The organism is Aeromonas schubertii (assembly GCF_000820105.1).
Taxonomy (GTDB): Bacteria; Pseudomonadota; Gammaproteobacteria; order Enterobacterales; family Aeromonadaceae; genus Aeromonas; species Aeromonas schubertii.
Genome location: NZ_CDDB01000011.1, coordinates 138,872 through 163,413, shown reverse-complemented (window position 1 = coordinate 163,413; position 24,542 = coordinate 138,872). Strand labels below are relative to the sequence as shown.

Genomic DNA, 24,542 nt, shown 5'->3' with positions numbered 1-24,542 from the left:
ACACACCGGCACCCTGAGCAGGAGCGGTATGACACGTCTAGACTTCAGTAGTGATAGCAGTAAAGGAAGCGGTTATGACGTCCCTTCAACTTCGCTGGAACGGCCAACACTGGGATGGCGGTGAACTGGCCCCGTTTAACCATGCCAATACTCTGGTTCTTCTGTTTGGTGATCTGCCGCGCTTTACCGATGCGATCGACGCCCTGAGGGAGACATTACCCCTGGCCCGGCTGGTCGGCTGCACCACGGCCGGGGAGATCTCCGCTCTTGGCACGTCGGATGGCACCCTGATCGCCACCCTGATCGGGTTTGACTCGGTCAGGTTGCACCTCGTCACCGCCGAGATCGATGATCGCAAGGCCTCCTACCAGGCGGGCCAGCGCCTCGCCCTTGCTCTGGACTCGGAGGGATTGCGTTACATCATGGTCATCAGTGAAGGGGTCACGGTGAACGGCAGCGAACTCACCAAGGGGCTCTGTGACACCCACCCCACGATACCCATCACGGGGGGACTGGCCGGCGATGGAGAATGTTTCAAGGAGACGAGTGTGCTTGCCAATGAGAGGTTGGCCTCACATCTGGTGGTCGCCATCGGTTTTTATGGAGAGCGACTGCGAGTCGGCTATGGCTCGCGTGGGGGCTGGACCCCCTTCGGTCCCGTCCGAACCGTCACCGCCGCCGACGGCAATGTGCTCAAAGAGCTCGACCACGAGAGCGCCCTCACCGTCTACCGCCGCTACCTCGGGGAGCTGGGATGCGATCTGCCCGCCGCGGGACTCAGATATCCACTGGAGATCCAGGAGGCCAACAAGCCCACCACAGTCGTTCGGACTCTGCTCGCCATCGACGAGCATAGCGGCAGCATCACCTTCGCCGGTGATATCCCTCAGGGAGCGAGCGTCAGAATGATGCGGGCCAATGCAGAGTCGCTCATCGAGGGGGCAAGCCAGGCCGCCAGCGTCTGTCAGCAAGGGGAAGCGAGTCAGCCCGAGGTGATCATATTGATAAGCTGTGTCGGCCGTCGTCTGCTGCTGCGGCAACTGGCAGACGACGAGATCGACCAGGTGGTAGAGGTACTGGGAAAGCAAGCCCAGGTGTGTGGTTACTACTCCTACGGCGAGATAGCTCCCTTTGAACTGGGCAACTGCGCCGAGTTGCACAACCAGACCATGACGGTCACGGCCCTTTCGGAAGCGCCCCCGCATGCATCGTCTTCTTAAGCGGCAGCTCGCTCGCTGCTTTCCTGACGGTATACCACCATCGGAAGTGCTGGCAGCCTTTATCGAGGCCGTCAACGACTCCTATGAAAGTTTTAGCGAGGATGAGGCCATATTGGGCCGCTCTCTGGACATCAGCTCACAAGAGCTCAACGAGCGTAACGATTTGCTCAACACCCTGCTCGATGCCCTCCCCGACACCTGCCTGTGGCTCGATGAGACGAACGTCATCCGCGACATCCGGCCAGGCCAATACCTGGCGCAGCTGTTTGGTGATATCGAAAAATACAGCTGCATCGACACGCTCCCCCTGTTTCGGGAACATCCCCAGTTTTTTACCCACCTCGATAACTGCCGCCGGCTCCATCGGCTCGAACAACACGAGTGCCGGCTCAAACGCAATGGCGAGACTCTCTATATCGAACTCCGCTGCTCTCCCCTCAAGAGTGGGCAGGTGCTGATCCTGTTTCGCGATATCACGGTACGCAAGGTAGTGGAGCGACTGAAAAATGCGGCGCTGGAAGAGTCTAAACGCTCCAGCAAGCAGTTGCAGGAGCTGATCAACGGGGCACCGATCGGCATCATGCTCATCGATCCCCACCGGGTGATCATCATGGTCAACAGCTACTGCGCCACACACCTGGGGATGCGCCAGGACGATCTGCTGGGACAGTGCTGTGACAGCTTCATCGCCCCCCCCTTTCGCGAGGAGTATCTGGCCGCCGTCGATCAGAGCTTCGAGCCCCATCCCTGCGAGAGCCGTATCGATGTGGACATGTGTTCTCCCTCCCACCCGCCGTTTGCCGTCGAGATCGCCTTCAGCCTGTTTCACCACAAGGGACATACCCTGCTCACCCAGGCCTTTAGCGACATATCGGAGCGCAAGCAGATGGAGAGAGAGCTCAGGCGCCTGGCCCAGACCGACCCCTTGACCGGAGTCGCCAACCGGCGCCACTTCACCAACCGGGCCCAGGCCGAGCTGGAGTCCTGTCTTACATCCGGCGTCCCCTTGAGCCTTCTCTCCATGGACCTCGATCACTTCAAGGGGATCAACGATACCTATGGCCATGCCGTCGGCGATGAGGTGCTCAAGGCCTTCTGTCGCATGCTGGAACGCGTGGCAGGAAGCGATGCTCTGATTGGCCGTTTCGGGGGGGAGGAGTTCACCCTGCTGTTACCGCGGCAAGGGAGAGAGGAAGCGCAAGCGATGGCAGCCAGGATCCTGACTGCCCTGCCCCACAGCGGGATAGAGACGCAGAAGGGGCCGCTCACCTTTACCACCAGCATAGGCATTGCCACCCGGGAGGAGGCCGGCCACCGGCTGGAGACCCTGCTCAATATCGCCGATGACCGCCTCTATCTGGCCAAGAGTCGCGGGCGAAATCGCTACTGCTCCGGTTAGGGATGGGGGCGCATAGCAGGGTGATATCTTGCGTATCCGCCTCGCCCTGAGAGCGCCTGTGACGCAGCCCCTCTCCTTTTATACCCCCGCCGTTGAGCTGACCATTGGGCCGACCCGGCGCTGCCGCCATCGAGCTCAGGTGCCCCCGTCCCCACTACCGACAACGGCCTTCACCAGCTGCCGCAGTCGGCTGTGATCAAGAGGGTGGCGATAGCTTGCCTCAAAACAGCCATGAGTCTCGGGATCCTGCGCTTTCAGATAGGCAAAGCCCTGTTTATGGCCGAGAAACCAGAGACCGCGCAGCTCAAAATAGAGAGAGAGCAGCTCATACTGCAGCCAGGTGCGGCGGTAGTGGCCATCGAGTTCGTCACACCCGGCCCGCGCCACCATCTTCTCGACCCACACCAGGGTGGAAGCCCGCTCCTGCGGGCTCATGGGTGAACGCCCGGCCTTGAGCAAGGCATCGAGGCGCTCGAGCAGCCCCTTGCCCTCACCGGTGAGATCGAGCAGTAACTGCCCCCCGGCAAAACGTAACCACTCGGGGTCTGTGCTGCCCAGGGCCGTGGCCGGGTAAATCCAGCCATCGAGAAAAGTGCCGTGAAAGGGCCTGGCATCCTGCTGCGCCTCCACCCCGTCACAAAAACAGACGATATCGATATCGCTCGAGGGACCCGCATCGCCACGGGCGTGAGAGCCGTAGAGGATGATGCAGTGCGGCCGATAGCGCTCCATCAGATAATCCCGGGCGAGGGAGATCACATCCATGCTCATTCGTCTATCCCTGTTCAGTGAGGCGGCCCCCATAGTGCATCAGGGCCACCTCGACGAGAAGCGAAAAGGGTGGCGGGACACAGGGGCCATGAGCTCAGGGCTTGAGGCTCCCCAGCACCTGCATCTCGCAGCGCACACAGTCAAAACGCAGGCGGAAGGTATCCTTGCCCATCTTGAGCTCGAGGGGCTCGGGCTTGATCTCCGGGTTCTGCTTGTGACAGAGGTGCTGGCTAAAGCGGATGCAGTGTTTGGTGATCATCAGGACCGCCTCTCCCTGCTCCTCCCCGGCCTCATAGGCGGGAGCCACCCGTCCCACTCCATGCTCCTGGAAAAACGCCACCGCCGCCTGATTGAGGGCATTGCCCAGGTAGTTGAGCCGCTTGGCCGGATAAACGGCCTCGCGCATGGCAACCCGCCGCGCCGGGCGCTGCCAACCGTCGATGCGCGCCGCCTCGAGTCGTTCGGCCGCCTCCCGGCGCAGGCCGTTCAAGAGTCCCGCCGGCACGAAGCGGGGCTGCTCCCACACCACCTCGATGGCGCGAGCGGCAAACAGGGTATTGCCGAGCTTGGCGAGCTGATCGCGCACCTGTTGCGAGGCCCGCTCCGGATGCTCTGCCGGGGCAAACTCCCCCAGCCCCTCGCACGTCACATTAAACCCCTGCTCGTCGGTGACCCTGAGGATGAGCCGATCGGCCGTCACCGTCAGTGCGAGGTCGAGGGCGATGCGTCTGTCGCTGCTCTTTTTCTCCAGCTGTCGGCTGAAGGCCTGATCGTGGTTGCGATAGAGGGCGCTACCGGGCTTGAGGCCACGCAATGGATCGCTAAAGCGCAGCTCACCGCCGCTCACCTCGTTGACCCGGGCCCCCACCAGTTCCCCCCTGGGGTTGAAGAAAGCCACTCCGTCACCGTTGTTGACCACCACGCCGGAGTCGAGCTCGATACCGCTGCGGGTCACCCGTTTTACCCGGCCAATGGCCTCACCGAGGGACTTTGGCGAATCTGGTGAGCCGATATCGATATTGCGACCATGCAGGAAGTAGTCGGTACTGCCCCGGTTGAAACTCTTCTTCGGGTTGGGGGTGAAGGCATAGGTGCAGCGCCCGGCCGAGGCCGGAGCGAGATCGGGGCGGCGCGCCAGAATGGCGTCGAGCCGCTGGCGATACCAGGCGGTGACGTTCTTCACATAGCCGAGCTCCTTGAGGCGCCCCTCTATCTTGAACGAGCGCACCCCGGCGTCGATGAGCGCCTCCAGGTTGTCGCTCTGATCCATATCCTTGAGAGAGAGAAGGTGCTTGTCGGCCACCAGCACCTCACCCTCCGGGGTCTGCAGGCTGCAGGGCAGGCGACAGAGCTGGGCGCACTCGCCCCGGTTGGCACTGCGCCCGGTGCGGGCATAGCTGATGTTGCACTGACCGCTATAGGAGACGCACAGGGCACCGTGAATGAAGCACTCGAGCTGGACGCTGGTGGCCGCGCTGATGGCGCCGATCTGCTCAAGGGAGAGCTCGCGCGCCAGCACCACCTGTGAAAACCCCACATCTTGCAGGAACTTCACCTTCTCCGGGGTGCGGTTGTCGGTCTGGGTGCTGGCGTGCAGCGCAATGGGTGGCAGGTCGCACTGCAGCAGGCCGAGATCCTGAATGATGAGGGCATCAGCCCCAGCCTGATAGATGTCGTGAGCCATGCGACTCGCCGCCTCCAGCTCATGGTCATAGAGCAGGGTATTGCAGGCGACGAAGACCTGGGCTCCGAAGCGGTGGGCATGGCGGGCCAGCGCCTCGATATCGGCCACCGTATTGCCGGCGGCACTGCGGGCACCGAAGGCGGGCCCACCGATATAGACGGCGTCGGCGCCGTGATTGATGGCTTCAATGCCGTACTCCAGCGTCTTGGCGGGAGCGAGCAGCTCGAGTCGATGGCTGTGCATGGGAGAGTTCAGGCGAGAAAAAGGGGAGGAGAGTGTAGCCTCCCCTCCCCCTCTGTGTCTTGATCCCGCTTAATTTATAGGGATAAAGATGCCTTGTGTATTCACCTTTATCCTAGGCCACCACCTTGACCGCCAACCCCAGCAGCACCAGGCCGCTCGCCTTGTTGATCATCGAAGCCTTGCGGTGCAACCAGGCCAGCACGGGGCCGTGGGAGAGGCCGAGGGCCACCAGCAGATACCAGAGCGCATCGATGCCGCCGGCGGTGAGCATCATGATGCCCCCCTCGCGCCAACCGGTCTGCTGGTGCACAAACTGGCTGAACAGCGCCACGAAGAAGATGGCGAGCTGGGGGTTGAGAAAGGCGACCATAAACCCCTCCAGCGCGCCGCGCCGGCTACTCCCCTGGTGCTCATCGGCCGCCGCCGGCCCCCCCCTGGCGAACAGCGCCCTGACCCCGAGCCAGGCGAGAAAGGCGGCCCCGCCATAGCGGATCCCGTCAAACAGCAGCGGGGTCTTGGTGATAAGCAGCGCCAGCCCCATGGCGGTAATGAGCGCATAGAGGCCAACCCCGAGACCGTGACCCAGAGCCGTGGCCACGCCGTTGCCGCGCCCACCGCCGACCGTGTTGCGAATGATCAGGGCCAGGCTCGGACCCGGGCTCACGGCCCCCATGACACAGATGGCGGCCAGGGCCAACCAGCTACTCCACTCCATCTTTGATGCTCCATTTGCAATCGCCTTGGTATGGCCACACTGTGACAAAGTTGGTGCTATGCACAAAATAAAACTATTTCATACAAGCCATAACTTATGGCAATACCAAAGACGACCAACCCGGCTGGCCGCCTCTGCAAGCCGGTGCTCAGCATGGGTTGCCCAGTACCCGCCGGCTCTGCGCCACCCCCTGTTGCAAGTGGCCACTCAGAATGGGCCACACCAGCTCCCGCAGCCAACGATGAGCGGGATCCTGCTGGTGACGACGGTGCCACAGCAGGTGATAGCGCTGAGACCGGGTGTCAAACGGCAAGGCGGTGAAGGCAAGCGGATGGCGCTCGGCCAGCAGCCAGGCAATATGGGCCGGAATGGTGAGCAGGCAGTCGGTGCGCAGCAAGACCTCCACCGCAGCCTGAAAGAAGGGAACCCTGGCAAACCAGCGCCGGCTGCGACCGAGTGAGGCGAGCACCAGCTCGACCGGGCTCTCCTTGTCGCCGCCTCCGCTCACCTGCAGATGGGGCCAGGCGAGATAATCCTCCAGAGTCAGGGAGGAGCCCGCCAGGGGGTGATGGGCCCCCATCAGCACCGCCAGATGATCGCTCCCCTGCTGGCGGCCACAGATCTGATCCGGTACCTCGTCCGTGATGGTGGAGACCAGGTCGAGATCGAGCTCCCACAGACGCGGCAACTGCCCTTTCTCCCACAGCTGGTAGTCGATGGTCGCATGGGGTGCCTGCTCGGCCAGGGCGACGCAAATCTGCGGAAAGATATGCTGGGCCACGTAATCGGAAGAGGCGAAGCGAAACACCCGGCGACAGTCAGCAGGCTCGAAGGTGGGGGCGGCATAGAGTCGCTCGAGGGCACCAAGGGAGCCATCCAGCTCGGCCGCCAGCCCCTCTGCCCTTGGGGTCAACAACCAGCGCTGTCCCTCGCGCACCAGCAGGGGATCGCCGAACTCGCGGCGCAGCTGACCCAGCTGTTTGCTGATGGAGGGCTGACTCAGGTGTAACACCTCGGCAGCGCGGCTCACGTTGCGCGTCTCGAGTAATACCCTGAGGGTGGGCAACAGATTGAGGTTGGGCATAGGGGCTCCCATGGGACGGCCGGGAGTGCCAGCCTAGCAGCTTCACTGCCCCGTCGAAAGCCGCAGAGGATTGTGACACTCGGGTTACTTTGCGGCATAATCGGGCGATTTTCCGCCCGCATACCCGTGGTATCCCTATGACTTACGCCAACATAACCGGCTGGGGCAAGTGCCTCCCTCCTGCCGTGCTGACCAACGACGATCTCGGCACCATCATGGAGACTTCCGATGAGTGGATCTATCCGCGCACCGGCATCAAGGCGCGCCGCGTCTCCCACGTGAGCCAGAGCGAGCTGGCCACCCTGGCCGCCCGCCGCGCCCTGGCCTGCGCCGGCCTCGATGCCACCGAACTCGACGCCATCATACTGGCCACCGCCACCCCGGGCACACTGGTGCCAAACAGTGCCTCCGCCGTGCAGCAGGCCCTCGGCGCCCACCGTGCCGCCGTGTTCGATCTCAATGCCGCCTGCACCGGCTTCGTCTACTCCCTGTCGGTGGCCACCTCCCTCATCCAGAGCGGCATGATGAAGAAGATCCTGGTGATCGGCGCCGAGCGTCTCACCTACCTGCTGGACTGGGCCCGCCGCGATACTGCCGTGCTGTTTGGCGACGGTGCCGGTGCCGTGGTGGTAGAGGCAAGCGAACAGGAGTCCGGCCTCATCGCCAACAAGCTCGGCAGTGACAGCGAGGCGCGCGAGATCCTGCACGTGCCGAACTTTGGCTCTGATCGGGTGCGCTTCGCCGACACCGATGGCCACTACATCTTCAACTTCGAGGGTCAGGAGATCTTCAAACGCGCCGTGCGCGGCATGGGTGAGGCAACCGCCACCGTGCTGGCCCAGGCCGGCATCGCCCCCGAGCAAATCGATCTGTTGGTGCCGCACCAGGCCAACGTGCGCATCATCGAGTTCCTCGCCAAGCGTATGAACGCCGACATGGACAAGGTGATGGTCAACATCGAGCACTACGGCAACACCTCGGCCGCCACCGTGCCCATCGCCCTGTGCGAGGCCCTCGAGCAAGGGCGCGTCAAGCCTGGCAGCTACCTGCTGACCGCCGCCTTTGGCGCCGGGCTGACCTGGGGCGCCGGCCTCATCAAGTGGGGCGAGCGGGTCACCCCGATCGCCACCTGCGACGAGGAGCTCCCCCCCTGCGAGGCGAGCGCGCTGGATCTCATCCGCGCCGCCGTCGAAGGGTGCAACGCCGCCCCCGCCAATCAGGGTTAACCCCCCAAACACGAGGCCCCGCACTGCGGGGCCTCGTCGTTTAGTGCTTGCGGTGCCAGCGCGGCGAGCTGCTGCGCTCTCCCCAGGGGGTGGTGCAGGGAAGATGCGCCCCCTCTATCACCCGCTCTCCCCCGGCCAGGTGCGCCGCCACCGCATTGTGGAGGGCATGCAGGGCATGGGGATCGCCCCCCTGGGCCAGGGCGTGACCAGCCGCAAAGTAGTCGGCGGGATAGAGGGCCGAGAGGCGCTGTACCAGCTCGTAGGTATTGAAACTCTCGGGCATGCGGTCGATCACCTCATCCAGTTGGGTCAGCAGTCGCTCCACCGTCATAATCTATCTCCTTATAGGTATCCACTTGCTCCAAGCTACCTCCTGGCGCGGCGGCAGCACAGCCATTAATAACAGAATTGTGTTTGAAGCCACACTTCCAGAGCCCGTCCTCTATCCTCAAAGGGGCTTCGCTTGATGCCAGCTGAATAAAATGCTCACCCGCCTTTACAAAGGAAATCTCCTTGTCTAGATTTCAACCGACCAATCAGTCGGTTTTGTTGCAGGAGATGACCATGACCCAGGCCCCGGTATGGAATGCGGCCCCTATTGACACCTTGCTGGAGTGCCAGCGTCAGGCCTTCGCCGCTACCCCCTATCCCTCTCTCAAGCAGCGCCAGGAAGCCCTCGCACGGCTCAAGGAGGGACTACTTACAGAGGGCAAACGCCTCGAGGAGGCCCTCGCTCAGGACTATGGCCAGCGCAGCGCCTTCGACACCCGCATCTCGGATCTGCTGCCCTGCGTGCTGCAGATCAACTACACCCGCCGCCGCCTGCGCCGCTGGATGGCACCCAGCCGCCGCCATGCCGGCCTGCTGCTGGCCCCGGCCTCGGTCAGGGTGCACTACCAACCGCTGGGGGTCGTGGGCATCATGGTGCCCTGGAATTTTCCGGTGATGCTCTCCATTGGCCCGCTCATTACCGCCCTGGCGGCCGGCAACCGGGCCATCATCAAGCTCTCCGAGTTCACCCCGGCCACCAATGCCGTGCTGCGGCAGCTGCTGGCCGAGCGGTTCGATGAAGACGAAGTCGCCGTGGTGGAGGGGGGGCCCGAGGTGGCGGCCCAATTTAGTGCCCTGCCCTTTGATCACCTCATCTTCACCGGCTCAACCGCCGTCGGGCGCAAGGTGATGGCGGCCGCGAGCCAGCACCTCACCCCCTTGACCCTGGAGCTTGGCGGCAAGTCCCCTTGTCTCATTGCCCCCGATATGCCGCTGGATCTGGCGGTGGAGCGGATCATCTATGGCAAGTGCCTCAATGCGGGCCAGATCTGTGTCGCCCCCGACTACCTGCTGCTGCCCCGTGGCCAGGAAGAGGCGCTGGCAGAGGCCTTCCGCCGCGCCTTCCTGCGTCGTTATCCCAAGGGACTGGGGAGTCCCGACTACACCAGCCTCATCAATCAGACTCACTTCCAGCGTCTCAGCGCCTGGCTGGAGGAGGCAAAAGCGGCGGGCGCCGAGGTGGCCAGCGTGGCCGAGCCGGGGATGGATCCCGAGCAACACCGCATGGTGCCGCACCTGCTGTGGAACCTGCCCGAGCGCTGCACCCTGCTCGAGCAGGAGATCTTCGGCCCTCTGCTCCCCATCATTCCCTACGACACCCTGGACGAGGCGCTCGACTACATTCGCGCCCGTCCGAGGCCGCTGGCCTGCTACCTGATGAGCCTGGATGAGGCGCTGACCCGACGGGTGGTGGAGGAGGTACACGCCGGTGGCATGGCCATCAACGAGACCGTCTTTCACGTGGCCGCCGACGATGCCCCGTTCGGGGGGATAGGCCCCTCCGGCATGGGTCACTACCACGGCCACGAGGGCTTCCTTACCTTCTCCAAGGCCAAGACGGTGCTGCGCCGCGGTCGCCTCTCCACCGGTGGCCTGGTCCATCCTCCCTACGGCTGGTTGCAGCGCCTGATGCTGCGCTTCTTCATGCGCTAGGAGGGGAGCATGCAGGACAAGCGCAGTCAGATCCTCGATGCCGCCCTCACTCTCTGCGCCGAGGAGGGAACGGCCGGTGCCGCCACCGCCCGCATCGCCAAGGCGGCAGGGGTGGCTAACGGAACCCTGTTCCACCACTTTCCCAACAAGGAGGCACTCATCCTCTGCCTCTATCAGGAGATCAAGGGGCGGCTCGCCGCCGCCCTGGCCCCCCCCGAGGAGACGCTTCCCCTCAAGGCGCAGGCCTATCACTACTGGGAGGGGACCATGAGCTGGCTGCTGGCCCACCCCAGGGAGCTGCGTTTCCTGCTTGGCTTCTTTCACTCGGCGGCCCTGCCCCTGGCACTGCGCAGCCGCATCATCAACGAGAGCCTCACCTTCCTGCCCATCCTCCTCGAGGAGGGGATCCGGCAGGGGGTGGTACGTCCCTGCCCCCTGCCGCTGCTGATGGAGGCATGCCAGGGACAATTTCTCGCCTGCGCCGCTCTGTTCGTCGCCGAGCCCGAGTGCTCACGCGATCCCGAGTGGCATCAGGCGGCCTTCGACCTCTTCTGGCATGCCATCGCAAGGAGTGCATCATGAGCAAAGCCCTGTCCCTCCCCCTCTCTACCCTGGCCTGGCAGGGTAAGCGCACCCTGATCTCGCTCCTGATGTGGGGCATGGGGCGCACCCTCTCCCGCGCCGCCCGGGTTGACCCCGTGGTCTCACGGGAGCTGGCGCCCCTGCCCGACGGCTTCTGCTTTCAGCTCAAGGTGCGGGGGCTAAGCTGCCACCTCACCTTGCAAAAACGGGGGGAGAGCTGGCACGTGAGCCACTCAACCCCCTCTCTTAGCATGACCTTCAAACACCCCCAGACGGCCCTGCGGGTGCTGGGCTTTCGCCTCGGCATCAACCAGAGCTTCTGTGAAGGCAGGGTGAGCGTGGAGGGGGATCTCACCGCCGCCATGCATCTGGTGCGGGCCCTGGAGGCCCTGGAGTCCCTGCTGCTGCCGGCGTTTCTGGCTCGTCCCCTGCTTCGCCAATACCGCGCCCCCGAGCGCAAACTGCCCCGCGCCCTCAATATCTGCGCCGGCCTGCTTATCGCCTGAGGAGTTCACCATGGATCACAGCCGCTATTTCGAGTTCTTCTGTCCGGTCAAACTGCTGGTGGGGGAGTCTGCCATCGAGCAGCTGCCTGCCGCCATGGCCGCCCTCGGCGCCGAACGCCCCCTGCTCATCACCGACAAGGGGATCCGCGCCAGCGGGTTGGCCGACAAGGTCTACGACATCCTGGGCGCCGGCGCCCTGGTTGCCCTGGCCATCGAGGATGAGGTACCGCCCGACTCCTCCACCCAGGTGGTCGAGCGCATCGCCGAGCGCTATCGCCGCCTCGGTTGCGACTCCCTTATCGCCCTCGGCGGAGGCTCGGTCATCGATACCGCCAAGGCGGTCAATATTCTGGTCTCCATGGGAGAGGAGAACGACCTGCTGGCCTGGTCGGGGGCCGATCTGCTGACCCGCCCCCTCAACCCCCTGGCCGTGCTGCCCACCACGGCGGGCACCGGCTCCGAGGTGACCCTGGTGGCGGTGATCCGTGACGAGAAGAGCGGACGCAAGGTGCCCTTCACCTCTCCCTTCCTCATCCCCAACCTGGCGGTACTGGATCCGCGCCTGACCCTGTCACTGCCGCTGCCCATCACGGCAGCCACGGCCATGGATGCCATGACCCACGCCATCGAGTCCCTCATTGGCAACAGCGCCAACCCGGTCAGCCAGGGGCTGGCCCTGATGGCCGTCGAGAAAATAGCCAGGGCACTGCCCGCGATCCTCGACAAACCCGATGACGCCGAGCTGCGTCTGGCCCTGGCCGAGGGGGCGACCCTGGCCGGTATGGCCTTCTCCAACTCCATGGTGGGACTGGTGCACGCCCTGGGTCACAGCCTGGGTGCCCGCTGCCACCTGCCCCATGGCCTGTGCATGAACCTCTTCCTCCCCTGGGTGCTGGAGTACAACCGCCCCGGCATAGACCCGGCCCTGACCCGACTGCTACTGGCCCTGACCGATGCCGAACACTATGCCGGCACCCCGCCCTCGGAGCGCCCCCGCGCCGCCATCACGGCCCTCTGCCGCCTGCGCGATCTGCTCTGGGAGCGGGTCAAGTTGCCGCGCACCCTGCGCGAGGCGGGCCTGACCGAGCAGAGCCTGCTGGTGGAGATCCGGGATCTCGCCATCAATGACGGCGCCCTGCTGTTTAATCGCAAGGATGCCGATCGGGAGGAGCTGCTGACCCTCCTGGAGCGTTGCTGGTAAGCCGTTTGCACCGCGCCGCGGGGTCGGGTTAAATAGGCGCGTTTATCGAAGGAGGCCTCATGCCCAGACCCCGCATACCCCGTCACATCTGTGGCCAGCCGGCCCACCCCTGCTTCAAGCCAAGCGGCACCCCCCTGGGCCAGCTGGAGCGGGTCACCCTGGCCGATGACGAGTACGAGGCCCTGCGCCTGGTGGATCTGCAGGGGATGCAGCAGCAGGATGCCGCCGTGGCCATGGGGGTCTCCCGTCAGACCCTGGCCAACATGCTAAAGAGCGCCCGCTTCAAGGTGGTGAGCTGCCTCTCCGAAGGCAAGGCCCTGATGATGCAACGCCAGGAGAGTGAACAGGAGCCGCTCTGAGATGGACTTGCTCGCCCCAAGCGACCATGCTTTGCGTAACCGAGCCAACTCGAGGGAAACCCGATGAACGAGATCGTCCACCAGCAGGATCAACGCCAGTTTGTCTGTGTCGTCGAAGGCCAGGAGTCCAGACTGCGCTATCGCCGTATCGATGCATCGACGGTGGAGGCCTTCAACACCTTCGTCCCTCCCGAGGCTCGCAGCGCCGGTGTAGCCGACCAGCTCGCCCGCGCCTTCTACAACTGGACCCAGAGCGAGGGGCTCAAGATAGTGCCCACCTGCAGCTATATCGAGGTGTGGCTGAGTCGTTATGCCAAGCAGTGATCTCTTTGCCCTCACTCGCCAACTCCTGCTCGCCTCCCCCCTGCATCTGGGCTGTCTGCGGGCGGCCCGTACGCTCAATCTGCCCGACTGGTATCTGGGGGCAGGCTTCGTGCGCAACCTCATCTGGGATCACCTGCACGGACACCCCACTCCCACCCCCTTGAACGACATCGATCTCATCTACCTCGACCCGAGCGACCCCGAGGGTCAGCGGGAAGCCGAGCACCAGATCCGCATCCAGGCCCTCTGGCCCGCCCAATGCTGGGAGGTACGCAACCAGGCGCGGATGCACCGCCGTCAGCACCTCCCCCCGTTCGAGAGCAGCCTCGCCGCCCTCTCCCACTGGGTCGAGCTCCCCACCTGCGTCGGAGTCCGACTGGCGCCGGACGACAGCCTGACCCTGGTGGCTCCCCACGGCCTTTCCCACAACTGGAGCCTGGTGGTCGCCCCCAACCCCCTCTGCCGTCAGGATCCCGCCATCTTCAACCGGCGCGTCACGGAAAAAGGGTGGCTACACCTCTGGCCCAGGTTGCGAGTCCTCTGGCCCGCCCAGTGAGGGCGGCATTGCATTTCTGTTACCTCTTTGGGCACACTTGAAAAAGCTGTAGTTTCAAAGGGTTCACTATGCGCGATTTCTTCTCTCTGGCCCGCTGGATGCCCGGCCTCGCCGCTCTGCTCCGCTACGAGCGCAGCTGGCTTGCCCCCGATTGTCGCGCCGGCCTCTCGGTGGCCGCGGTCGCCCTTCCCGTCGCCATCGCCTATGCCGAGCTGGCCGGCGTCGGTGCCGTGGTGGGACTCTACTCCTGTATCCTGCCGATGATGGTCTACGCCCTCTTTGGCACCTCACGCCAACTGATCGTGGGGCCCGATGCCGCCACCTGCGCCGTCATCGCCGCCGTGGTCACCCCCCTGGCCGCCGGGGATCCCACCAAACACTGGCAGTTGGTGATGACCATGACCGCCATGACCGGTGTCTGGTGCCTGGTGGCCAGCCGCTTCAAGCTGGGTGTGCTGGCCGACTTTCTGTCGCGCCCCATCCTGATGGGGCTGCTTAACGGCGTGGCGATCACCATCATGGTGGGACAGCTCTCCAAGATCTTCGGCTTCACCTTCAGCGAGAAGTACCTCATCGAGCGACTGGCAGGGAGCCCAGGCTACCTCTCCCAAAGCCACCTGCCGACCCTGGCCATGAGCCTCTTCACCCTGCTACTGCTGCTCGTCTGCCGGCGGCTGCGCCCCCACTGGCCCGCCACCATGCTGGCTCTGGCCGGCGCCGGCCTGCTGGTCTGGGCCGGCACCCTGGGGCAATTTGGCATCAAGACCATAGGCCATGTCCCCTCCGGCATTCCCGACCTGCAACTGCCCGAGTTTCCCCCCGGTCTGCTGCGTGAGCTGGTGCTGCCGGCCCTGAACCTCGCCATGGTGAGCTTCGTCTCCATGATGCTCACCGCCCGCAGCTTTGCCGCCAGGAACGGCTACGAGATCGATGCGGATCAGGAGTTCCGGGCCCTTGGCATGGCCAACCTGGCCGCCGCCGCATCCCAGGGATTCGCCATCAGCGGAGCCGACTCGCGCACCGCGGTCAACGACGCCAACGGCGGCAAGAGCCAGCTGGTCTCCATCATCGCTGCGGCGGTGATCGCCCTGGTTACCTTTACTCTCACCGAGCCCCTGCAGTACATCCCCACCGCGGCCCTCGGTGTGGTGCTGGTGATGGCCTCTCTCTCACTGACCGACTTTCGCGGCCTGTGGGCCCTGCGCCACTCGGACCGATCCGCCTTCTGGCTGGCGCTCACCACCTTTGTCAGCGTCCTCACCATGGGGGTGATCCCCGGCATCACCCTGGCGGTGCTGCTCGGCCTGTTCCAGTTCCTGCGCAACGTGATGCGCCCCACGGACCAGCTGCTCGGCACCGATGAAGAGGGGGTGGTGCGCACCATAGGCAACAACGAGCAGGTGAAGGGGGTTCCCGGCATCCTGGTCTATCGCTTCAACTCGCCGCTCACCTACTTCAATGCCCCCTACTTCAAGCGGCGAGTGCTGGCACTGCTGGTGCAAGACCCGCACGGTCCCCGCTGCCTGGTGATCGATGCCGTGGCCTGCTTTACCCATCAGGACATCAGCGTCATGAGCATGGTGGGAGAGCTGCACCAGGAGCTGAAACGACGGGGCATTCACATGGTGATGGCCGGTCGCCACGGCCAGCTCAGTCACTGGTTCCGCCAGGCCGGGGTGCGAGTTGGCGAGGATGGGATCCTGCTCTGCCCCGACATCTATCAGGCCCTGCGCATGACCCGCTGCTACCGCTCCGCCGAGGAGACGCTGCCCCTGGCCGAGACCGATCCCGAGCAGGAGGAACGGGAGGTGAGCCTGGCCACCACGATTGCGTGACCCGGCCCCTTGGTGTTAAATGGCGCACCGTGGAGGGCCCTACCGGCCCTTCCGTAGCCGTGGAACACCGATGCAAAGCCATTCCGAGCGGGGCCCGGGAACCCTCTTCTCCCTCACCTGGCCCCTCTTTATCGATCTCGCCCTGCACTTTCTTACCGGGGCCCTCAACACCTTCATGGTGGGGCACGTCTCCTACCGGGGCGTGGCCGCCCTGGCCGTGGGCAACCAGGTCTTCGACCTCGCCATCACCCTGTTCAGCTTCGTCAGCATCGGCACCAGCGTGGTGATCACCCAGTATCTGGGTGCCGGCGACAGGGAGAAGGCCCGGGTGGTGATCCACTCCGCCATCGCCTTCAACCTGCTGGTTGGCCTGGTGGCCGCCGTGGGGGTCATGGGCGGCGCCAATCCCATACTGGCGCTGATGAACCTGCCGGCAGATCTGATGGACGACGGTCGTCTCTATTTACAGATCATCGGCCTGTGTCTGCTGCCCGAGGCGGCGGCGCTCTGTCTGGCCGCCACCCTGCGCGCCCACGGCCATACCCGGGAGGCCATGTACGTCACCCTGCTGGTCAACCTCATCACCTTCGCCGGCAACCTGCTGCTGCTCTACGGCTGGTTCGGCCTGCCCGAGATGGGGGTGGCCGGGGTCGCCATCAGCACGGTCGTCGGCCGCCTGGTCGGGGTGGTCCTGCTAGTCTGGCTGGTGGCCCGCAAGACCGGCATCCGCCTCATTCCCCGCGACATCCTGCGCCCGAGCCGGGAGATGCTGGGCAAGGTGCTGCATATCGGTTTGCCCGCCGCCGGGGAGAACCTCTCCTGGATGCTGCAGTTCATGGTGGTGACCGCCTTCGTCGGCCTGCTCGGCGACAAGGCGCTGGCGACCCACTCCTATTTCTTCCAGATCTGTCTCTTCATCCTGCTGTTTGGCCTCTCCATCGGCCTTGGCAACGAGATCATCATCGGCCATCTGGCCGGTGCCCGACAGTTTGAGCGCGCCTATGGGCAGCTGCTCAAGAGCCTCAAACTGGGCCTTGTCGTCACCTGTTTCATCGCGCTGGCCGCCGCGCTCAGCGGGCGTCAGCTGATCGGTCTCTTTACCGACGACCCGGATATCGTCAACCAGGTGGCGCAGCTCTTTTTGGTGAGCCTCATCCTCGAGCCGGGGCGCACCTTCAACCTGGTGGTGATCAACGCCCTGCGCGCCACCGGGGATGCCCGTTTCCCTCTGCTCATGGGACTTATCTCCATGTGGGGGATTGCCGTGCCTCTGGCCTATTTCCTCGGTATCATGCAGGGTCATGGACTGGTCGGCATCTGGCTGGCACTGGCCTGCGACGAATGGGTTCGCGGCCTGGCCATGTACTGGCGCTGGCGCAGCCGACGCTGGCAAAACAAACTCTTGGTGGAATCATGATGCGAAATTCGATTAAGACTCTCTTCGGCCTGCTGCTGGCCACACTGCTATTGGGCCAGTCGGCCCTGGCCGCCACCTGGTATCTGGCCCCGATCCAGACCGATGCCAATGCCCCGGAGCAGGCTGCGCTGACCAAGGAGTTTACCAACCAGCTCATCAAGGCGATCAAGGTCAACGAGTATCAGGTGGGCAAGCCGCTCGGCAAGGATCAGAAGCAGCCCAAGTGGGTCGTGCGCACCCGCCTCATCCCGGCCAGCGATGCCCCGCTGGCCGGCAAGAAGCATCCCCAGGGGCTCACCTATGGCAAGGGCGAGCCGACCAGAGAGATCGTCGGTGAGCTGCTGCGTGACGGGGTACTGGTGGCCCATATGGGGCAAGGGTGGCGTGAGCCGCTGGTGGCCCAGACCCCCATCGCCGAGAAGATCACTGTGGTCAACTGGCGCTATGCGGTAGGCAGCGACGCCAAGGCCGCCGACCTCGAGGAGCTGGCCGCCCAGATCTGCTTCGAGGCGGGCAAGGTGATCGCCCGGGATGGCAAGCCGCTGCCCGAGCGCAAGAAGAAAGAGAAAAAAGAGAGTTGAAAAAGGGGCGCTGCGGCGCCTCTTCCATTGGGCATCTCACCGCGCTTAAGTCCTTCTTAAGAATGGCCTGTCACCCTCTCCTCATCGACCCAGTGAGGAGCCCACCATGCCTTCAGAGATCCAGGCCCCCTATCGTCTCGTCATCGCCGACACCCCCGACGAGATCGGTCGCCTGCAAGGCTATATCCAGACAGCCTATGCCCGCGAGTTCGACGCCACCATTCCCCATTTTCTGCCCACGCTCATCGCTCTCTACCGGGCCGACGACTCCCTGGTCGGTGCCTGTGGTCTGAGTCTGGCCACGGCCCCCCTCTATCTCGAACGCTATCTGGACGCTCCCATCGAGGCGGTGATCGCCGAGCGTCTTGGGATCACCACCCGGCGCGACCGACTGGTCGAGGTGGGCAACTTCGCCTGCGCCGAGCCGGGTCACGCCCGCATCATGTTTGCGGCCCTGTGCAAGCTGTTGTGCGAGAACGCCCTCGACTATGTGGTCTTTACCGGTACGGCGCGCCTTCGCAACAGCTTCACCCGCCTGCAGTTAAACCCGGTCGAGCTCGCCACTGCCCTGCCCGAGCGGATGGGGGAAGAGGCCAGCGCTTGGGGTCACTACTACCACTGCAAGCCCAGGGTGATGGTCGGCGATCTCGGCCTCGGCCGCCGGGTGCTGGCCAACCACTCCCTGCTGCTCGGCCTGTTCGCCCCCATGCCGCCCCTCTTCCCCCTGGCCAGGAGTGCCCTCTCATGACCCTGCTGACCCGGATCCGGACCACGGCGCTGTCCCACCCCGATCGCATCGCCCTGTGCGATGGTGGACAGAGCCTCACCTACCGCCAGTTGGAACAAGGGATCGCCAGCCTGGCCATGGCACTGACCGACGCCGGGGTGCAACGCCTCGCCATCGCCCGGGACAACGGCCTGCCCTGGGCCCTGCTCGATCTCGCCTGCCTGCAGGCCGGCATAGTGTCGATACCGGTCCCGGGCTTCTTCTCAAAGAGCCAGCAGGCCTGGCTGCTCGAGAGCAGCGGGGCCGATGCCCTGGCGGTGAGCGATGCTCAAGCGGCATCGCAGCTCAGCGAGCGCCGGGCCGGCTGGCGGCTCGAGCAGTGTGAGGGCTACCCCTTGCTGCGCCGAGCCATCACAGCCCCCCCGGTGCCGGACGGCACGGTCAAGATCACCTATACCTCGGGCACCACGGGCCAGCCCAAGGGAGTCTGCCTCTCCCAACCCTTGCTGGAGGCAGTCTGTACCTCTCTGGCCAGCCGGGTCGCCCCGAGCGGGGTGGTGCGCCACCTCACCCTGCTGCCGCTGACGACCCTGCTCGAGAACCTCACCGGCCTCTATGTGCCGCTGCTGATGGGAGCCCAGAGCACACTCCCTTCCTTGAGTGAGGTGGGGTTTACCGGCTCCAGCACCCTGGAGCCCGGCCGCTTCACCGCCCTGTTGATGAGAGAGCGCCCCCACAGCCTGGTGCTGGTGCCCGAACTCTTGCGACTGCTGGTCGGGCTGTGTCGCCAGCAGCCGCACCTCGCCACTCATCTGGCCGGGAGCCTGCGCTTCGTGGCCGTCGGCGGCGGCAAGGTCTCCCCTGCCCTGCTGATGTCGGCCCGCCAGTTGGGGCTTCCCGTCTATGAGGGGTATGGCCTCTCCGAGTGCGGCTCTGTGGTCGCCTTGAATGAGCCGGGTTGCGATCGTATCGGCAGCGTCGGACGCGTGCTGCCCCACTGCCACGTGACCCTGGCACCCGATGGGGAGGTGCTGGTCGAAGGGGCCACCATGCTGGGTTATCTGGGCGACCCTCCCCAGTGCGGCCCCATCGCCACCGGGGATCTGGGCCAGTTCGACGAGGAGGGATTCCTCACCATCACGGGGCGCAAGAAGAACGTGCAGATCACCGCCTTTGGCCGCAACTTCTCCCCCGAGTGGATCGAGGCCGAGGCCCAGCTCGAGCCGGCCATCGCCCGCTGCGTGGTCTTCGGCGACGGCCTGACCCATAACGTGGCCCTGCTGCACCCCATGCCCGGCATGGAGGGCGCCCTGGCGCAGCAGGTGGAGCGTCTCAACGAGCGACTGCCCGACTATGCCCGCATTCACCACTGGTTGGTGGCCCCCCTCACCGAGGCATCCGGGCTGCTGACCGCCAACGGACGTCCGCGCCGGGAGCAGATCTTCGCCACCTACCGCACCCGTATCGAACAACTCTGCCAAGGAGAGACACAGTGAGCTTTTACCACAACCTGCAAACCGAGACGGCCGGCGAGCGCGAGTACCTGCTCAGCGCCCCCGTGATCCAGGCCTGCCAGCGCGGCGAGATCACCAGCCACACCTACATCGCCTTTCTGACCCAGGCTTACTATCACGTGCGTCATACTGTTCCCCTGCTGATGGCCACCGGCGGCCGCCTGCCCCAGGAGTACGAGTGGGTGCGCGGAGCCATTGCCGAGTACATCGACGAGGAGTATGGCCATCAGGAGTGGATCCTCAATGACATCCGCACCTGCGGCGGGGATGCCGAGGCGGTGCGCGGCGGCACCCCCTGCCTGCCTATCGAGCTGATGGTTGCCTTCCTCTACGACCAGATCCAGCGGGGTAACCCCATGGGATTTTTCGGCATGGTTCAGGTGCTGGAGGGAACCAGTGTCGCCATCGCCCTGACCGTGGCCGACCAGCTCAAGCAGGGGCTTGGCCTACCGCCCCAGGCCATGAGCTACCTGAGTTCCCACGGGGCGCTCGATCAGGAGCACCTGAGGTTCTTCGAGGGGCTGATGAACCGGGTCACGGATCCCGCCGACCAGGCGGCTATCGTCCACAGTGCACGGGTGGTCTATCGCCTCTACGGGGATATGCTGCGCACCCTGTTGCCCCGGGATTGAGGAGAAGAGCATGAACCTCGATGGCAAACGCATTCTGCTCACCGGCGCCAGCGGTGGCATCGGCGAAGCCCTGGCGCAACAACTGGCCGAGCGCGGTGCCCACCTGCTGTTGCACGGTCGCCGCGAGGCCCCCCTTCGCGATCTTCAGGAGCGCCTGCCCCACCCGGAACGCCACCAGTGGCTCTGCGCCGATCTGGCACAGGGGCTCAGGCAGCTGGCCCACGAGCCCCTGCTCGCCGGTGGCATCGACATCCTCATCAACAACGCCGGCACCAACCACTTCGCCTGGCTGGAGGATCAGAGCGAGGAGCAGATAAGGGCCCAGCTCGAGCTCAACACCCTGGCCCCCATACTGCTGACCCGACTGCTGCTGCCAAGGCTGCGCCGCCCCGGCATAGTGATGAACATTGGCTCCAGCTTCGGCGCCATCGGTTACCCGGGCTACAGCGCCTATTGCGCCAGCAAGTTTGCCCTGCGCGGCTTCTCCGAGGCCCTGGCACGAGAGCTGGAGGGAAGCGGCATCCGGGTTATCCACTTTGCGCCGCGCGCAACCCGCACTCACCTCAACACCCCGGAGGTCTATGCCATGAATGCGGCCCTGGGTACCCGGACCGACACACCCCAGGAGGTCGCCAGACTCGCCATCGAGAGTCTGGAGCAGGAGCGCCTGCGCACCTGGGTCGGCTGGCCCGAGAAGCTGTTTGTTCGCCTCAACGCCCTGCTGCCGGGTCTGGTGGACAAGGCGCTGGCCAAGCAGCACGCCACCATCTCCCGCTTTGCCCATCACCTCTTGCACAAGGAAGGTTGACCATGAAGATGCTTCTTCTCGCCGCTCTGGCGGCCACCCCGGCCCTCGCCGCCGACCCCCTCGCCGAGATCCAGTCCGCCTGGGCCGTCTGCCAGTATCAGACTCCGGAGCAACAGAAGGAGTCGTGCTTCGAGACCTTGAGTCAGCGCGCCGATGCCGCCAGTGGCAAGGAGGCCTTTCGCACCGACCTGCTGATCTGGTCGGCCATCGTCAAGAGTACCTGGGCCGGCGCCAAGGGAGGACTGGGAGCCCTGCCCCTGGTCAAGGAGGCCAAGGCCCGCCTCGAAATTGCCCTCAAGCAGGACGCCAGGGCCCTCGACGGGTCGGCCTACACCAGCCTGGGCTCCCTCTACTATCAGGTGCCTGGCTGGCCCCTCGGCTTCGGCGACGACGACAAGGCCGGGGAGTTGCTCAAGCAGGCCCTCGCCATCAATCCTGACGGGATAGACCCCAACTACTTCTACGGCGACTTCCTGCTCGTGAAGGGAAAGAAGGCCGAGGCCAGGCAGTACCTGGAAAAAGCCCTGGCCGCTCCGGCCAGACCGGGGAGGGAGGTGGCCGACGAGGGGCGGCGCGGCGAGATCAAGGCCAAACTGGCCAAACTCTGACCACCCGAGCCCCACCCACTGGAGCCACTCCCCGGGGCGGGGCATACTGAGGCCCTGCGAGTCGTAACGAGGGGAGTGAAAAATGCGCATCCTGTTGGTGGAAGACGATGTAATGCTGGGGGATGGCATGCAAGATGCCCTCAAGGGAGCCGGCCATACGGTGGACTGGCTCACCACCGGGCTTCCCGCCCTCACCACCCTGCAGTGCGAGGAGTTTGCCGCCCTCATCCTCGATCTCAATCTGCCCGATATCGACGGCATCAACCTGCTGCGTCGCCTGCGCCGGGAGGGACACGCCCTGCCGGTGCTCATCCTCACCGCCCGCGATGCCCTGGACGACAGGGTACAGGGACTCGACGCAGGGGCCGATGATTACCTCACCAAACCCTTCGCCCTGCCCGAGCTGGAGGCACGCCTGCGCGCCCTGCTGCGGCGCAGCCAGGGACAGGCCCAGCCCATGCTGGAGTACGGGGACCTGGTGCTCTATCCGGACGCCCAGCAGGTGATCTACCGGGGAGAGCCGGTGCGCCTCACCCCCCATGAGTATCGACTGCTCTATGAGCTGATGACCCAGGCCGGCCGGGTACTGAGCCGGGATCAGCTGCATCAGCGCCTCTACGGCTGGGATGAGGGGGCCGAGAGCAATGCGGTGGAGGTGCATATCCACCACCTGCGCAAGAAGCTCTTCCCCGACCTGATCCGCACCCTGCGCGGGGTCGGCTACATAGTGCCACGCCTGGAGTCACTCCCTTGAACCAGACCCGCCACTCTCTGCGCCGTTTTCTGCTCAGCGCCGTCCTCCTGCTGGTGAGTGCCAGCCTCACCGTCAGTGCGCTGATCGGCTACCTCTCGGCCAGCCACGAGATGGAGGAGCTGTTCGATGCCCGGCTGGCCCAGTCGGCCCGCATCACCGAGAAGCTGCTGCTGCGCTATCTGGCCCAGTTGCCCGATCAGCGCGCCCAGGGCGCCATCTATGAGGAGTGGGAACAGCCCCACGCCTCCCCTTCGGGCGATCACGGCTGGGGAGGGGACGATGACGAGCTGACCCCCTATGGGCACGAGTTCGAACGCAACCTCTCGTTTCAACTCATCGCCGACGACGGGGAGATGATGCTGCGCTCACCGAGCGCCCCCGAACGCCCGCTCGGCGCCCTGGAGCCCGGTTTTGGCCAGCACAGGGACGGGCCACACATCTGGCGCACCTTCACCCTGCATAATGCCCATCTGGGCACCTGGCTCATGGTCGCCGAACGGGATGACGAGCGCGGCGAGCTGGCTGGCAAGATAGCCACCGTCTCCATGCTGCCCCTCATCATCACCCTGCCCCTGCTGCTGGTATTGTTGTGGTGGCTGATGACCCGTGGCCTGATGCCGCTCACCGAGCTGACACGGGAGATAGGAGAACGCCACCCGGCCAACCTGACCCCTCTCAACATCCCCTCCCCCCCCAAGGAGGTGGCCCTGCTGATGGGGGAGCTCAACCGCCTGATGCACACCCTGCAGGAGACCCTGGCCCGGGAGCGACAATTCACCGACGAGGCCGCCCACGAGCTGCGTACACCGCTGGCCGTGCTGCGTCTCTATAGCGAGAACGCCCTGGCCGCCGGCGACGAGCAGAGCCGCCGCCACTCCCTCGGCAAGATGGTGACGGCGCTGGACCGCTGCGATCGCCTGCTGCGCCAGTTGCTCACCCAGGCTCGTCTCGACAACCGCCAGCAGATAGAGGCCAGTCCCATGCGCCTCGACGAGTGCGTGCGCGAGGCCATTGCCAATCTCGCCCCCCTCGCCTTGCAAAAAGATCTGCAGCTCTCTCTCGAGGTCGCCGACCCTATCACCCTTGAGGGGCAAGAGACCCTGCTGGAGATCCTGTTTGCCAACCTCATCGACAATGCCCTGCGCTACACCCCCTGTGGCGGCACCATAGAGGTGAGGGTAGAGCGGGAGGGTAACCGGGGGGTCGTACACATCGCAGACAACGGCCCCGGCGTCCCGGAGTCACTGCTGCCACGCCTGAGCGAACGCTTCTTTCGGGTCAATCCCCAGGCGGGGAACGGGGTCGGTCTGGGGCTGGCCATAGTGCGCCGTATCGCTCACCTGCACGACGCCGACATCAGCGTTCACAATCGCCCCGAAGGGGGACTTCAGGTGAGTATCTACTTCGGCCACCTGCTCGATAAGGACGCGATTTCGCCCCAGCAGACGAATTGTGATTAAAGTGATATGGGTCACGTTACCGGGGAGGGAGATAGGCTAGTTTGGACTCATACCCACCAAGAAAGGAGGCGACATGTTTCCAGAGTACCGTGACCTTATCTCCCGGCTGAAAACCACCGATGCCCACTTTCAGAGGAAATTTGATCTGCACAATCAGCTGGATGACGAGATCAAGCAACTGGAAAAAGAGTACGCAAACGACGATCAGGTTCGTGAACTGAAGAAGAAAAAGCTGAAACTCAAAGAAGATCTCTACGAGATCCTGCAAGATTACAAAGCGCGAGACCAGTCACAACAGTGACACATCGACCAATACGACCCGGGCATGGCCCGGGTCGTTGTTTTCTGTGGCC

Annotated in this window: 26 protein-coding genes; 21 read left to right on the top strand and 5 right to left on the bottom strand. The window is 64.5% G+C overall.

Annotated features, from left to right (window positions below):
• Positions 1 to 74: 74 nt before the first annotated feature.
• The gene (locus BN1133_RS03205) at positions 75 to 1,220 is read left to right on the top strand and encodes an FIST signal transduction protein (protein WP_050665109.1); all 1,146 of its coding nucleotides are present in this window, start codon (positions 75 to 77) and stop codon (positions 1,218 to 1,220) included.
• Positions 1,204 to 2,619 carry a sensor domain-containing diguanylate cyclase gene (locus BN1133_RS03200; RefSeq protein ID WP_082177878.1) on the top strand — a complete coding sequence of 472 codons (1,416 nt, stop codon included), beginning with the start codon at positions 1,204 to 1,206 and terminating at the stop codon, positions 2,617 to 2,619. Before BN1133_RS03205 ends, BN1133_RS03200 begins: the two co-directional genes overlap by 17 nt.
• 135 nt (positions 2,620 to 2,754) lie before the next feature.
• On the opposite strand, the gene BN1133_RS03195 is transcribed toward BN1133_RS03200, so the two are convergent.
• From BN1133_RS03195 to BN1133_RS03180, 4 genes are all read right to left on the bottom strand, one after another.
• Positions 2,755 to 3,390 (bottom strand): nucleotidyltransferase family protein, encoded by a 636-nt coding sequence (locus BN1133_RS03195; protein ID WP_050665107.1) that lies wholly within the window; start codon positions 3,388 to 3,390, stop codon positions 2,755 to 2,757.
• A gap of 94 nt (positions 3,391 to 3,484) precedes the next feature.
• On the bottom strand, positions 3,485 to 5,317 hold the full coding sequence (locus BN1133_RS03190) for a peptidase U32 family protein (RefSeq protein ID WP_050665106.1): 1,833 nt from the start codon (positions 5,315 to 5,317) through the stop codon (positions 3,485 to 3,487).
• Positions 5,318 to 5,429: 112 nt separating this feature from the next.
• On the bottom strand, positions 5,430 to 6,032 hold the full coding sequence (locus BN1133_RS03185) for a LysE family translocator (RefSeq protein ID WP_050665105.1): 603 nt from the start codon (positions 6,030 to 6,032) through the stop codon (positions 5,430 to 5,432).
• Positions 6,033 to 6,180: 148 nt separating this feature from the next.
• Complete coding sequence (locus tag BN1133_RS03180) at positions 6,181 to 7,116, bottom strand: LysR family transcriptional regulator (protein WP_050665104.1); 936 nt, start codon at positions 7,114 to 7,116, stop codon at positions 6,181 to 6,183.
• Between the two features lie 137 nt (positions 7,117 to 7,253).
• Between BN1133_RS03180 and BN1133_RS03175 the strand changes: the two genes are divergently transcribed.
• Positions 7,254 to 8,342, top strand: a complete 1,089-nt coding sequence (locus tag BN1133_RS03175) for a ketoacyl-ACP synthase III (RefSeq protein WP_050665103.1) — start codon at positions 7,254 to 7,256, stop codon at positions 8,340 to 8,342.
• A gap of 40 nt (positions 8,343 to 8,382) precedes the next feature.
• Here BN1133_RS03175 and BN1133_RS03170 read toward each other — a convergent pair whose 3' ends face one another.
• Positions 8,383 to 8,673, bottom strand: a complete 291-nt coding sequence (locus tag BN1133_RS03170) for a hypothetical protein (RefSeq protein WP_050665102.1) — start codon at positions 8,671 to 8,673, stop codon at positions 8,383 to 8,385.
• A gap of 233 nt (positions 8,674 to 8,906) precedes the next feature.
• On the opposite strand from BN1133_RS03170, the gene BN1133_RS03165 reads away from it, so the two are divergent.
• The 18 genes from BN1133_RS03165 (at position 8,907) to BN1133_RS03080 (ending at position 24,490) form a co-directional block, all read left to right on the top strand.
• Positions 8,907 to 10,325, top strand: coding sequence for a coniferyl aldehyde dehydrogenase (locus tag BN1133_RS03165; protein WP_050665101.1), 1,419 nt, complete (start codon positions 8,907 to 8,909; stop codon positions 10,323 to 10,325).
• 9 nt (positions 10,326 to 10,334) lie between these two features.
• Positions 10,335 to 10,907, top strand: coding sequence for a TetR/AcrR family transcriptional regulator (locus BN1133_RS03160; protein WP_050665100.1), 573 nt, complete (start codon positions 10,335 to 10,337; stop codon positions 10,905 to 10,907).
• On the top strand, positions 10,904 to 11,413 hold the full coding sequence (locus BN1133_RS03155) for an SCP2 sterol-binding domain-containing protein (protein ID WP_050665099.1): 510 nt from the start codon (positions 10,904 to 10,906) through the stop codon (positions 11,411 to 11,413). Before BN1133_RS03160 ends, BN1133_RS03155 begins: the two co-directional genes overlap by 4 nt.
• A gap of 10 nt (positions 11,414 to 11,423) precedes the next feature.
• Positions 11,424 to 12,614: an iron-containing alcohol dehydrogenase gene (locus BN1133_RS03150; protein WP_050665098.1), complete on the top strand. Its 1,191-nt coding sequence runs from the start codon at positions 11,424 to 11,426 to the stop codon at positions 12,612 to 12,614.
• A gap of 59 nt (positions 12,615 to 12,673) precedes the next feature.
• Entirely contained in the window at positions 12,674 to 12,973 is a 300-nt protein-coding gene (locus BN1133_RS03145) for a DUF134 domain-containing protein (protein ID WP_050665097.1), read from the top strand.
• 63 nt (positions 12,974 to 13,036) lie between these two features.
• Positions 13,037 to 13,297 carry a GNAT family N-acetyltransferase gene (locus BN1133_RS03140; RefSeq protein WP_050665096.1) on the top strand — a complete coding sequence of 87 codons (261 nt, stop codon included), beginning with the start codon at positions 13,037 to 13,039 and terminating at the stop codon, positions 13,295 to 13,297.
• Complete coding sequence (locus BN1133_RS03135) at positions 13,284 to 13,853, top strand: nucleotidyltransferase family protein (RefSeq protein ID WP_050665095.1); 570 nt, start codon at positions 13,284 to 13,286, stop codon at positions 13,851 to 13,853. Before BN1133_RS03140 ends, BN1133_RS03135 begins: the two co-directional genes overlap by 14 nt.
• 68 nt (positions 13,854 to 13,921) lie before the next feature.
• Positions 13,922 to 15,688 (top strand): SulP family inorganic anion transporter, encoded by a 1,767-nt coding sequence (locus BN1133_RS03130; RefSeq protein ID WP_050665094.1) that lies wholly within the window; start codon positions 13,922 to 13,924, stop codon positions 15,686 to 15,688.
• Between the two features lie 70 nt (positions 15,689 to 15,758).
• A complete protein-coding gene (locus BN1133_RS03125) occupies positions 15,759 to 17,105 on the top strand; it encodes an MATE family efflux transporter (protein ID WP_050665093.1) in 1,347 nt (448 codons plus the stop codon).
• Positions 17,105 to 17,686: a hypothetical protein gene (locus BN1133_RS03120; RefSeq protein ID WP_050665092.1), complete on the top strand. Its 582-nt coding sequence runs from the start codon at positions 17,105 to 17,107 to the stop codon at positions 17,684 to 17,686. The genes BN1133_RS03125 and BN1133_RS03120 overlap by 1 nt, the downstream gene beginning before the upstream one ends.
• A 106-nt stretch (positions 17,687 to 17,792) precedes the next feature.
• Positions 17,793 to 18,434, top strand: coding sequence for a thermostable hemolysin (locus BN1133_RS03115; protein WP_050665091.1), 642 nt, complete (start codon positions 17,793 to 17,795; stop codon positions 18,432 to 18,434).
• On the top strand, positions 18,431 to 19,909 hold the full coding sequence (locus BN1133_RS03110; RefSeq protein ID WP_050665090.1) for an AMP-binding protein: 1,479 nt from the start codon (positions 18,431 to 18,433) through the stop codon (positions 19,907 to 19,909). The genes BN1133_RS03115 and BN1133_RS03110 overlap by 4 nt, the downstream gene beginning before the upstream one ends.
• The gene (locus BN1133_RS03105; RefSeq protein ID WP_050665089.1) at positions 19,906 to 20,559 is read left to right on the top strand and encodes an iron-containing redox enzyme family protein; all 654 of its coding nucleotides are present in this window, start codon (positions 19,906 to 19,908) and stop codon (positions 20,557 to 20,559) included. The genes BN1133_RS03110 and BN1133_RS03105 overlap by 4 nt, the downstream gene beginning before the upstream one ends.
• Before the next feature lie 10 nt (positions 20,560 to 20,569).
• Positions 20,570 to 21,367 (top strand): SDR family oxidoreductase, encoded by a 798-nt coding sequence (locus tag BN1133_RS03100; RefSeq protein ID WP_050665088.1) that lies wholly within the window; start codon positions 20,570 to 20,572, stop codon positions 21,365 to 21,367.
• Between the two features lie 2 nt (positions 21,368 to 21,369).
• On the top strand, positions 21,370 to 21,975 hold the full coding sequence (locus BN1133_RS03095) for a tetratricopeptide repeat protein (RefSeq protein WP_153006720.1): 606 nt from the start codon (positions 21,370 to 21,372) through the stop codon (positions 21,973 to 21,975).
• An 82-nt stretch (positions 21,976 to 22,057) separates the two neighbouring features.
• Positions 22,058 to 22,729 carry a response regulator gene (locus tag BN1133_RS03090; RefSeq protein WP_050665087.1) on the top strand — a complete coding sequence of 224 codons (672 nt, stop codon included), beginning with the start codon at positions 22,058 to 22,060 and terminating at the stop codon, positions 22,727 to 22,729.
• Entirely contained in the window at positions 22,726 to 24,189 is a 1,464-nt protein-coding gene (locus BN1133_RS03085) for an ATP-binding protein (RefSeq protein WP_050665086.1), read from the top strand. The genes BN1133_RS03090 and BN1133_RS03085 overlap by 4 nt, the downstream gene beginning before the upstream one ends.
• Before the next feature lie 73 nt (positions 24,190 to 24,262).
• Positions 24,263 to 24,490 carry an HP1242/YdcH family protein gene (locus tag BN1133_RS03080; RefSeq protein WP_050665085.1) on the top strand — a complete coding sequence of 76 codons (228 nt, stop codon included), beginning with the start codon at positions 24,263 to 24,265 and terminating at the stop codon, positions 24,488 to 24,490.
• The last annotated feature ends 52 nt before the right edge of the window (positions 24,491 to 24,542 follow it).